8 protein-coding genes are annotated in these 11,220 nt (G+C 46.6%); 2 read left to right on the plus strand and 6 right to left on the minus strand.

The genetic code is table 11. The features are described from left to right. Positions 1–123 precede the first annotated feature (123 nt). From NH462_RS03605 to NH462_RS03630, 6 genes are all read right to left on the minus strand, one after another. The gene (locus NH462_RS03605; RefSeq protein WP_253104104.1) at positions 124–816 is read right to left on the minus strand and encodes a UTRA domain-containing protein; all 693 of its coding nucleotides are present in this window, start codon (positions 814–816) and stop codon (positions 124–126) included. 81 nt (positions 817–897) lie between these two features. Continuing rightward, positions 898–1,446: an HD domain-containing protein gene (locus tag NH462_RS03610; protein ID WP_253104108.1), complete on the minus strand. Its 549-nt coding sequence runs from the start codon at positions 1,444–1,446 to the stop codon at positions 898–900. After that, positions 1,443–2,861 (minus strand): FAD-dependent oxidoreductase, encoded by a 1,419-nt coding sequence (locus tag NH462_RS03615; RefSeq protein ID WP_253104111.1) that lies wholly within the window; start codon positions 2,859–2,861, stop codon positions 1,443–1,445. The genes NH462_RS03610 and NH462_RS03615 overlap by 4 nt, the downstream gene beginning before the upstream one ends. Continuing rightward, on the minus strand, positions 2,861–3,670 hold the full coding sequence (gene phnX, locus NH462_RS03620) for a phosphonoacetaldehyde hydrolase (protein ID WP_253104113.1): 810 nt from the start codon (positions 3,668–3,670) through the stop codon (positions 2,861–2,863). The genes NH462_RS03615 and phnX overlap by 1 nt, the downstream gene beginning before the upstream one ends. Positions 3,671–3,687: 17 nt before the next feature. After that, entirely contained in the window at positions 3,688–5,034 is a 1,347-nt protein-coding gene (locus tag NH462_RS03625; protein ID WP_253104116.1) for a DUF5690 family protein, read from the minus strand. 85 nt (positions 5,035–5,119) lie between these two features. Then, the gene (locus NH462_RS03630) at positions 5,120–7,915 is read right to left on the minus strand and encodes a TonB-dependent receptor (RefSeq protein WP_253104119.1); all 2,796 of its coding nucleotides are present in this window, start codon (positions 7,913–7,915) and stop codon (positions 5,120–5,122) included. 243 nt (positions 7,916–8,158) lie between these two features. On the opposite strand from NH462_RS03630, the gene NH462_RS03635 reads away from it, so the two are divergent. Beyond that, entirely contained in the window at positions 8,159–9,373 is a 1,215-nt protein-coding gene (locus tag NH462_RS03635) for a cation:proton antiporter (protein WP_253104121.1), read from the plus strand. A 175-nt stretch (positions 9,374–9,548) separates the two neighbouring features. Further along, on the plus strand, positions 9,549–11,213 hold the full coding sequence (locus tag NH462_RS03640; RefSeq protein ID WP_253104124.1) for an alkaline phosphatase: 1,665 nt from the start codon (positions 9,549–9,551) through the stop codon (positions 11,211–11,213). Positions 11,214–11,220 lie beyond the last annotated feature (7 nt).

An 11,220-nucleotide genomic window follows, 5' to 3' on the forward strand; every position in this document is an offset into this window, starting at 1 on the left:
AAGGGTTACACGCTTTCAACAATCATCGCTATGCTGTCATGGAGCTGATATTCAATCGAATGATTGTTCGCGACGATATGCGAAAAGGTTGTCGTGCTAAAGCACGACCTACGGGTATGGGGGTTACACGCCTTCAACAATCATTTCTATGGCGTCATGGAGCCAATATTCAATATTGTAATCCACCAGTGCTTGCTCGGCGTCATAGCGGGCGCGCAGTACTTTTAAGCAAGGTGCGCCGTTGTTCTTTTCTAATTTGTCGGCAACATCATCGGGTAGTACGGTGACGCTTATTACGCACTGTTCAAAGCTGACGTCAACTTGGTAGTGAGTCGACATCACTTCTGTGATAGAACCATCCAGCGGTTGGTTATGTAAGTCGGCAAAACGTTCGGCTGCACAATAGATCTGTTCCATCATTATTGCGCGACCATCTAACGCGCGTACTCGGGTTAATTCATACACAGGCTGGTCGTTAAAATGAGAGTGGCTAAACTCAGGCTCTGTGGACGGGGCATTAATTGCGACTACTTGAGTTGTTGGTGTAAAGCCTTGTTCAATGGCAAGGTGGTTAAAGTTCACTTTTTTAGCTGGATGCCATTTGAGCTTTTCTGGCGTGACAAACCAGCCGCGACGCTTTTGGCTAAAGATAAGTCCTTCGGCTTCTAGTCGTGCAAGGGCTTCACGGACAGTGATCCGTGTTGAGCTAAATGTTTCTTGCAGCGCACGCTCTGAAGGCAACTTGGCGCCGGGCGTCATGCTGCCAGCGGCTAGCAGCGCTTGGATATGGTTTCGAATACGTTGATAAAGCAGCATAATTGAGTCGATAAAACCTTTTGTGACAAGCTTACTATCGTTTTATGACAGGATAAATATGACTTGTAAACTCAGATTGGTCTAACTCGCCAAATAGGCTTCTATTTGGCTAAACCAATAGCTACTCGGCAAAACGGCTAAACTCGGATCTTTCCCTAAATCATCAAAACGACGCAGCGCGATAATAGCGTCCAATTCAGGCAACTTGGAGAATGCCGCAAGTTCTTCGCTGCTCATCTTTCCGCCTTGTCTTGCTAGAGTCAGTTGGCTGGCAGAAGAGAGCGTTTGGTAATACTCCTCATCCATACTCACCAGATAGCGTTTCGCATCTACGTGTTTGCGTACTAGCATTGTCACCGCGTGATCAAAGCCAAGCTGAGTTAAATGATCTGCCCCTAAATCGCCATGATTGCTATATCCTTGTGGGGTAAAGTCCGGGTTATTCTGAGATTGAGCAACAAAATGGCCAATATCATGTAAAAATGCAGCGATTTGAGTCGCTTGATCATAACCACTTTCTTTCGCGAGGGTGGCGCATTGCTCGGCATGATAAATTTGGCTGCATGCCTCGTCATAGGTGGCGTGACCATATTGCTCGAATAGCTGTTTTATTTGTGCAATGGCATTCACTTTATATACTCCTGCTTTACGTTCGAGTCTAATTTTGCTGCGCTGCCACTAAGCTTGCTTAGCCAAACATCGAGTTTATGCGGTGGCATGTTGTTATCCTCAGCGCTTTCTTTACGGCGAATGGCATTTCTCACCATTAAGGCCCCCGCGGTGCGAAATGGCTCGACGGGAAACTGTTTCAGTGTTTGGTTGACCAAAGCGCAGTGACGCCAGTCGTTACGTTGATTAAGCAGTAGACTCGCTAAGATTTGCCCACCTAAATAGGATTGCACCACGCCGTTGCCTGAGTAGCCGCTGCCATAAAACACATTGGCTTGACCATTTAAGTGACCAAAGAAAGGCATGCCAGAGACACTTCGGTCTGAAGGTCCAGTCCAGGTTCTTTCTATCGCGAGCTGGTGATGTGCAAAGAAATGGCTAAATGAGCGTTCAATAATGGCTTGATAACGGCTAGCGCGGTGAAAGGTGTCTCTCACTTGGTTATTGAAACTAAAATAATTTCCGCCTTTGCCAAGCATTAATCGACCGTTTGAGGTGGTGCGGTAGTAATTCACAAAAATACGAGCATCAATCACCGGAGCGCCGTGGTTCAACCCCATTGCTGCAAGCTTTTCAGACGCAGGGGTGGTGATCGCCATATCGCTCGAAACCAACACTACGCTGCGAGAAAACTGCGGCAATAAGCTTGGCAGCCAAGCGTTAACGGCAAATACTAGCTGATTGGCTCTGATCTCGCCTTTGTCTGTGGTGATGGTTAGCGTGTCTTGGCCTTGGTGCTTTAGGTAGCGGGTGTGTTCAAATACCTTGACCCCAAGGGCTTTTGCCACCTTCATCAGTCCACGCACAAGCTTGGCGGGTTGAACACTACCCCCGTGGGGGGAGTAAATTCCAGCAAGGTTGGCATTAGAGCCGGTTGCTTGTAACTGCGCTTTAGTTAATGTTTGCCACGCATTAAGCTGGTGTTGCTCGAGTAGGGTGGTAATGGGGCCAAAGGCATCACGTTGGCTGAGATTTGAAGCCGTATAGTAAGTACCATCAACGCGGCAATCACATTCAATCCCGTGTTTACTGGTAAAGGCTTTAATGTCATGAACGGCCTGCTCCGACTGGCGTACTAAAAAGCAGGCTTGTTCTAAGCCAAACGCTTTAATTAAGCTGGCAAACTTAGTCGACCATGTCAGCATAGCTCCGCCATTTCGACCCGAAGCACCTTGTCCACAGAGGTCTTTTTCAATAATGACGATATTCAGCTCAGGTTTTTGCTTTTTCAGCGTTATGGCTGTCCAAAGGCCAGTAAAGCCGCCACCTATGATACAAACTTGGGTATCAAACGCGCCATGAGGCGGCGCGCTGGCTGCGGCTTTAATATCGGCTTGAGTGATTGCTTCATCAAACCAAAAAGGCTGAAAGCGCATTACGGGCGCTCTCCACGGGCGATACGAGCAGAAATATCCACCAAAACCATTTCGATGTCGGCTAGTGAGTCAATCACATAATGCGCACCGGCCTCGCCAAGCTGCTGATAAGCACTAAGGGAACGTGCTTTTTGCTCTTCGTGACTGAGCGCCGTCCATTCTTCTTCGCTAAGCCCCACCGCATTACCCGTTAAAGCAAGTCCTACGGTCCACATGCCGGCATTTAATCCCTCGCTTATTCCCGGCGCGGAATCATCGACTTTTACGCATCCTGATACGCGATTAATCCCAAGTCGTTGTACGTTTTCTAACGCCATCCAAGGCCCAGGGCGAGAGCCAGCTGCACATTCATCACTGGCAATCACACAATCTGGCTGATAACCATAGTCGGCAGCGGCAGGCACTAGTACGTCCATCACGGGCTTGGGATAGCCAGAACAACTACCAATCTTAACGCCTTGTTGTTGTAATCGTTTGATCACCGCAAGCACGCCCGGAATGGGGGCTGCTCGGTCGGCGACTTTTGCCTGTTGGAGCGGCATAAAGGTTTGATAAATATGGTCAACATCTGCCGTACTCGGTGCCTGACCAAACTGTGTTTTCCAGCGGGTGCGGACGCTGTCCATTTGTAGCAAGGTATTAATGTGATCCCATTTACCCATTCCCATCGGACCGCGCGCTTCAGCTAAGGAAATATCAAATTGATACGCTTGCTTAAATGCTTCAACAAAAATACTGGTAGGGGCAATCGAACCATAGTCGACCACAGTACCTGCCCAATCCAAAATTAATGCTTCAATGTGTTTCATGTTGCTAAGACTCCTAGCTAGGAAATATGTGATGAAAGTGCCGTGGCGCGTAGTTGCGCTGACGCCTTACGTGGTCGCTTTAATTTCACGGCAAAATAAATAATTGAGCTCACTACGAGGGCGCTTGCGATAAACGCTACCCAGTAGCAGGCCATGGTAAAAAAGTGCAGCCAGCTGAGCTCAGGTGTGGCAAAAGTTTTATAGAGCAAAATGCCCACTGAGCCGATGTAGCCCGCCGAATCCGCCAGATAAATCAAAAAACCGGCGTTCGCAGTCGAGCCAACTGCTGAGATCATGCGGTCGAACAAAAAGCAGTTATAGGGGATATAACTGATATAAAGACCAGCCCCCAGCATTACCATCCACGTTTTAGGATCGAGGCTTTGGGTTTGGTATAAGTACGTACTGCCTGCCAGTAGTAAAGCCCCGAGTAAGACAAAGCCATGATTGGCGAAAAATGCGATGCGGTTATTTTTAATTAACACCAAAGCGGCAAGCGCAATGAGTACGATAAAGGCGATGCGGATCCCGGCATAAGCAAAAATCGCGGGTTCTTGCCCATAACCTAAGGCCTGCCAGATCTCGGCTGAGAAGTTATCTCTAAAGTCACGAAAGCCAGTAAAGAGTAAAAAGCTAAGCACCAGCACGGTTATTCCAAACCAATACTGTTTAAAAAACGCCAGCCGTGCTTTGCCATCCATTGGCGCGCGCTTTTGTCGTAATTGTTCATCTTCTTGTGTAGGCTCAGGAATACTATTTAGACAAGCAACGCTGAGTACAAGCAGTGGTAGAAAAATCGCTCCGGTTGCCGCTGGCATCCACAGTTCAGGCACATTGAGTTCGGTTACCAGCCATTTGCCCACAGTTCTGACCAATCCAGAGGCAAGAATAAAAGTAACGCTGAGTACCGCACCTAAGATTTCGGTGGTTTTACGACCTTCTAAAAAGCTAAAAACCAAACCCCAGATCATGCCAAGGGAGAGGCCATTGGCAAACAGCCAAACCAAATTCCAGCCCGTGGGAGTGATGGCAAATAGCACCAGTGCGAGCTCGGCGGCTAAAATCATGGCCAAAATCGCACGACCGCGATAATGATGCTGCATTTCAGCAATCACTTTAACGCCGATAAATTTCGCGCATAGGTAGCCAAACACTTGCGAAAGGATCAGGGCAATTTTAAAGCTAACAACCCAGCTCGGGTCATCAAAGGCTTCATAGGTATTGACCGAAAATGGCTTACGAAAGGCGTACATACAAAAGTAAGTCATAAACGCACTGGTCGCGGCAAATAGCACAAAGCCGATACCTTGGGCGTCTTTTAGCCAGCACGGGCGGGCGTTAAATAGGGTGATCTGCAACATCATAGGATCCTCGGTAATTCGAGGGCAATCCTTCGTGGATTGCCCGTCAACCGGTGTATACCAATCGGCTTAATCAAGTGAATTGGTATTAAAACTGGTAGTTAATGCCGACCATGCCGCGGATACCATAGTATTCCACCTGTAATGGACGACCTTCCTCACCTTGGTAGTACTGCAATGCTTCATTGGTGAGGTTACTCAGCTCTAGGTAAACTAACGTTTGTTCGTTAAGTTGGTATGACGTTGTAAAGTCGACGCTGGTATTGGCACCATAGTAGCTATCCGACTGGCTATCACCGCCGTGCTCTTCGATATAAGCACCTTTATGATTAAGTGCTATTCGAGCTGCAAAGCGGGTGTCGTCGTAATACAGCGTAAAGTTGTAAAGCTCATTGGCCTGACGTGGAATGGCAACCTTTTCTGTGCGCTCTGGAATTTGCATTTCAGAATCCATAAAGGTTGCATTGGTCATTACCCCAAAGTTGCTCAAACTGTCAGAAATAAAACCAAGGTCGCGGTTAAATGCCAGCTCAATACCCGCAAGCCAAGCGCTATCGCCGTTTTCAGGACGGATGATGGTCACGCCTTGCTTGTTGTTGTAATTGCCAACGCTGGTGGCTTGGAAGATTGGGTCTTGGATATCTTTGTAGAATACCCCCGCAGAGACCAAGCCAACGCGGTCAAAATAATGTTCCACCATCAAGTCGAGATTATTTGAGTACGTAGGGTCGAGCGCTGGGTTTCCTGAGTTAAGCTGGTTGTCCTGCTCAAGGTAAGTTGCGCCTGGTGTTAATGAGCCAAAGTCAGGACGGGCAAAGGTGCGAGTTAGTGCGAGGCGATAATTGGTATCGTCATTGGCACGATAAGTAACATGTAGTGCGGGTAATATTGACCAATAATCATTGCTGTTGGTGGTATCAACAACTTTGTCTTCGTCGGCTAAATAAGTGTAACCAGACACTTCGGTATCGGTGCGGGTAACGCGTAAGCCACCTAATACTTCCCAGTTGTCACTGGCTTGGTAAGTTGCCATACCGTAGAGCGAGGTGTGGGTTTCTTCAACATCAAAGTTTCTGCCCAGCGCTCCACCATTGCTGATGAGTGCTGATTCACCCGCATCTAGCTTGAACTTATTGCGATTTTGCGTCCAAAACTGAGCAAGAGCATCGGTGGAAGCCACCTGCGACAACTGCGTGCGATAATCAAACTTGGCTTCGCTTAAGTAATCGCTGCGACCGGGTTGATCGCTTAGAGCAAAGTCTGCAAGCGTTGGCGCTGCGCCAAATTGTTCGCTGTCCCACGCGTAAAACTCATCGGCAAAGTCAGCTTTACGGACTTTATCGCGGTATTTTGCCCCAAACTTAACGGCTAGCTGGTTATTGTATTGCCAGTCAAAGTCGGCATTGGCTACCAGTCTGTCTTTTTCGTTGACGTAGACCTTGTATAGCTCAACCCAAGACAATCCCATTTTGCTTGGATCGAGTGTAAAGCCCGAGGGGAAGTGATTGCTAATGGCGTTCCAAGGATCGCTGCCGCCGTCTACTTGGTTGTAAGCATAATTTTTACCGGTATCGCGGTCTTCAAGTCCAACATATCCAACCTCTTTTTGATCAAAACGGGCGACAAAATAGCTATTGTCTTCACTGTTGGGTTTGTCGCCATAGCGAAACTCATTTTCGTAGGTAGCTATTTGCCAAGAGAGCATCTTATCAAAGCCAAAGTCATGTTCACCTGCAATTTCAAAGCCTTGCATTTCGGTGATGAGTTCGTTGCGAATATGCTGCAGCTCAGCACGGTCTTTATCAAAACGTAGCCTGTGCTTATAGTGGGTTTCATCGTCAATCAGTGTGCCATACAGCGCGCTGGCGCTGAGCGTGCCGTTTTCAAGTTGATATTCCAGTGAGCCATTTAAGCCATAAGTTTCACGGGTTCCCGTATAATCACGCAGTTCTAAGCGATAAATACCTAAGCCATCGTTACCACGACGTGGCTCATAGTTATCGGTTGCCCAATCTCGCTGCCAAGCTGTGGCATTAATGATAAAACCTAGCTTGTCGTCGAGTAGACGGTCGCCGTACACTACATTGGCAGAATAGTTTGTGCCATCGGCCAGTTCGTTTTGGCCCACAGCAAAGTTGGTTTTGAGGATAAAATCATCAGCGCCTTTTTTGGTCACGAAATTAACATTACCGCCAATCGCATCACCTTCCATGTCAGGGGTGATAGCCTTAGACACTTCCACAAATTCAATCAATTCGCTTGGAAAAAAGTCGAACGCAGTGGCGCGGCTGGTGGTTTCCTCTTCTGCGGTTGGAAGGCGGTTACCGTTGATGCTGGCTGAGCTCCATTGTGACGGTAAACCACGCACTGCAACAAAACGGCCTTCGCCTTGGTCACGCTCTATCGACACACCTGGAATACGTTGCACAGCTTCAGCGGCATTTCTATCTGGTAACTTACCAATCCCATCAGCAGAAATGATACTTTTGATATTACTGGCATTTTTTTGGTTATTTGCTGCTGCCATTTCGCCACGGAAGATTTGCCCAACCGTGACTACTTCTTCCATCGCTTGTTGGTGGTTTAATAAGATTGGAGACAAGGTAGTGACTTTGCCATCAGTTACTTCCACCTGAAGTTCAGTTTCCTGATAACCCATATATTTCACGACTAGGGTGTAGCGACCGGCATCTAGTTTTGGCAGTTCAAAGCGACCACGATAATCAGACACAGTGGATACATCTTGGCCTTTTACCGAGATAACGGCGCCAGACAGATTACTTTGTGGGTCTTTTACAACACCAACAAGTTTACCTGTCGCAGCATATAAGCTGGGACTGGTGGCGAGTAACACGGCAGCAGCGATTTGGGTTAGTTTTTTCATTGCTCTTTTCTCAAAAGTTTGGGTTAATTTTTCTGGTCTAGTCCAGTTTGTTGCAGATAGAGTAATGACGGTTTTTTACATTCCGATGACACAAAGGTGAAAAATTAACTAGCGCCTACTGCTCTTTGTTGTTTGATTCGCTTTAAATGAGATAGGAGGATGTTGTTAGATGTTTGGCTTAACTGAATAAGATTTGTCATACTCGCGTTATCAGCAGCAGGTTTTCAGTAAAGGAATGGCAACGTGATTTATGCTTTGATTGCGGCGATTGGACTTTCTCTTTTTATCTATAGCATCACAGCTCGACAACTAGATAGGGCGGAGCTCACCGCACCTATGTGGTTTGTGCTAACGGGCGGGGCGATAGGCTTTGTGCTTGGTAATATTGAAGGAGGGCAACAAGCTTTAGCGGTAGATATTAATGGCCTACAAACTTGGTTGCCGATTATTGAGCTGACGCTTGCGATTTATTTATTTTCCGATGCTGCAAAAACGCGATTACGGGTGTTATCTCACAGCTTTCAGCTACCGGTTAAATTATTACTCGGGCTGCCATTAACCATGGTATTTGGCGCGTGGGTGGCCCATGAGCTGTTCCAGTTATCTTGGTTGGCTTGCTTTTTAATTGCGGTGATCATCACCCCAACTGATGCTACTTTATGCAAAACCTTCATTCAGGATAAGTCCGTGCCCACCAGATTGCGTGAGGCAATTAATGTGGAAAGTGGCTTGAATGATGGCCTATGTATTCCGGTATTTCTGTTTTTACTGGGGGTATTAGCTGAGCGAATGCAAGCGACGACTGAATCATTTGCTTGGATTTTTATACGTGAAGTGGGGATTGCACTCGTTGTCGCGGGGTTACTGACTGCGGTGATAATTTGGTTACTTAAACGCGCCTATCAACATCATTACTTTGCGTCTAAAACTAGCCCTTTTCTCTTTGTTGGCATCGCTTTTTTAGTTTTTTCGGTAACCCAAGCTTTGCATGGCAGCGGTTTTATTGCTGCATTTGTCAGCGGTTTGCTGTTTGATAAATATTATCGTGATGAGTTTAAAGATCAGCTTATCGAAGAAGGGGAGCATCTCGCCGAATTTGCGGCTTTTATGATCTGGATTGTGTTTGGTTTGTCGGCCAGTGTAGTGCTGCTAAATGTTACCCAATGGCAGGTTTGGGTGTACGCAGTGTTAGCAACTGCCATGTTTAGATTGATCCCGGTATTCCTCTGTTTGTTAGGTGGTGCACTGACAACCAAAGAGCGCTTTACGTTAGCTTGGTTTGGCCCCAAGGGATTGGCTTCGGTGGTGCTAACCTTAATGCTACTCAGCGAAGAGTTGCCAAATGGTTTGCAAATTACTCAAGTGGCAATGGCAACGGTGCTGTTGAGCATTTTTGTGTTTGGATTATCTAGTCGACCCATTTCTAAATTATTTACCAGTGCTTCTGGTCGAGAGTGATTACTCTAAATAACAATTGGTATAGCGTATGATTTCGTATCTGAATTGTACTGTTATATTGTAACTTGTTGTGAAATAAAATATTTTTTGTCACTTTGCTGAAATAAAAAAGTCATGTAACGCGCCTAGACTGTGCCCGCCTTACAGACAAATATTACGTTTCAGGAACAGTACAATGAATAAAAAGTTACTTACAGTTGCTATCTCTGCAATTCTACTTACCGCGTGTGATGACGATACAAAAACCGTTGAGGTGATCAAAGAAGTTGAAGTCATCAAAGAAGTACCAGTGCAAGAAGTGACACAAGTAAAAAATGTGATCCTTATGATCGGTGACGGTATGGGACCACAGCAAGTTGGTTTACTTGAAGAGTATGCTCAGCGCGCGCCAAACTCAACTTATAAAAACAAAGGCAATCAAACTGCGCTGTCTAAACTTGCTGCGGGTGGTCATTTAGGCCTTTCCATGAACGCACCACATGGCGCGACTGGCAGTCTAGTGACTGACTCTGCTTGTTCGGCAACACAATTAGCAACCGGCCTTGCTGCAGGCTCTGAAATGATAGGCCTTGATGCCGATGGTAATAAAGTAGCGACTATCTTAGAAAAAGCCAAAGCCGCAGGTAAAGCGACGGGTCTTGTTTCAGATACGCGTATTACGCACGCGACGCCTGCTGCATTTGCTGCCCATATGCCGCATCGTTCATACGAAGCTGAAATCGCTGAGCAATTAGTTCGCTCTGGCAGTGTTGACGTGATGTTATCTGGTGGTGCTCGCGTATTTGTACCAAAGAGCACGCCTGACAATGCTGAAGTAAAAGCACAACTTGACGCGCTTGGCATGCCTAGCAGCGTATACAAAAAATCAAAACGTGGCGATGAAACTAACCTAGTTGTTGAAGCAAAAGAGCAACATGGTTATGGCCTTGCTTTTGATAAAGCACAATTAAGCAGTTTTGAAGGCGAAAAAGTACTAGGCCTATTCGCAAACTCTGGTATGAGCGATGCAATTGCTTACAAAGCTTGTCAACAAAGCAACAGCTGTACTCAGCCTTCATTAAAAGAAATGACGGTGAAAGCGCTTGATATCTTGTCTAAAGATGAAGATGGCTTTTTCTTGATGATTGAAGGCGGTCAAATTGACTGGGCGGGTCACGCAAACGATGCAGGTTGGATGCTAAATGAGCTGCTTAAATTTGATGAAGCCGTTGAAGCTGTTCATGAATGGGTAAAAGACCGTAACGATACACTAGTCGTTGTGACTGCAGACCATGAAACGGGTAGTTTTGGCTTTAGTTATTCAAAGCATGAGCGTCCTGAAGCACAAACGCTGTCTGGCGATGGTATGTATGTAAATGGTGTTGCTAAAGAATATCATCCTAAGTTTAACTTTGGCCCACTTGCGCAACTAGACAAGCTTTACGCGCAAACAGGCACCTTCTTCGATATCCTTGCAGAAGCCGCGCCTGATGAAGCCTATGAGAATGTATCGGGCCCAACTTGGAAAGCGACTATTGAAGATATGACGGCTTACACGGTGACGCTAGATAATGCAGAGAAGGTTGGTCAAAGTGTCTATGACGATAATGATGCAACGATGATCCCTGCGTTTGAGGACTTCGGTGACTTTTATGTATACGCCAAAGAAGATTACACCGGAAAAATCGCTCGCGCGATTGCTTCAGAGCAAAGCGTAGTGTGGGGTACTGGTACGCATACGGCTGCGCCAGTACCAGTTTATACTTTCGGTCCTGCGGGTGTAACTAAGCAGTTCTCAACCATGCAGCACCATGTGGACGTTGCAAACAAAATGATGACTGCGCTTGGTTTAACTGAATAAACCAAGC

The sequence above is a fragment of the Pseudoalteromonas sp. OANN1 genome, from assembly GCF_024124685.1.
GTDB classification, from domain to species: Bacteria; Pseudomonadota; Gammaproteobacteria; order Enterobacterales; family Alteromonadaceae; genus Pseudoalteromonas; species Pseudoalteromonas piscicida.

What these genes read in the sequence shown, in the direction of transcription:
- NH462_RS03625 (WP_253104116.1), bottom strand. Translation starts at nt 5,034, where the DNA reads ATGATGTTGCAGATCACCCTATTTAACGCCCGCCCGTGCTGGCTAAAA.
- NH462_RS03605 (WP_253104104.1), bottom strand. Translation starts at nt 816, where the DNA reads ATGCTGCTTTATCAACGTATTCGAAACCATATCCAAGCGCTGCTAGCC.
- NH462_RS03640 (WP_253104124.1), top strand. Translation starts at nt 9,549, where the DNA reads ATGAATAAAAAGTTACTTACAGTTGCTATCTCTGCAATTCTACTTACC.
- NH462_RS03630 (WP_253104119.1), bottom strand. Translation starts at nt 7,915, where the DNA reads ATGAAAAAACTAACCCAAATCGCTGCTGCCGTGTTACTCGCCACCAGT.
- phnX (WP_253104113.1), bottom strand. Translation starts at nt 3,670, where the DNA reads ATGAAACACATTGAAGCATTAATTTTGGATTGGGCAGGTACTGTGGTC.
- NH462_RS03615 (WP_253104111.1), bottom strand. Translation starts at nt 2,861, where the DNA reads ATGCGCTTTCAGCCTTTTTGGTTTGATGAAGCAATCACTCAAGCCGAT.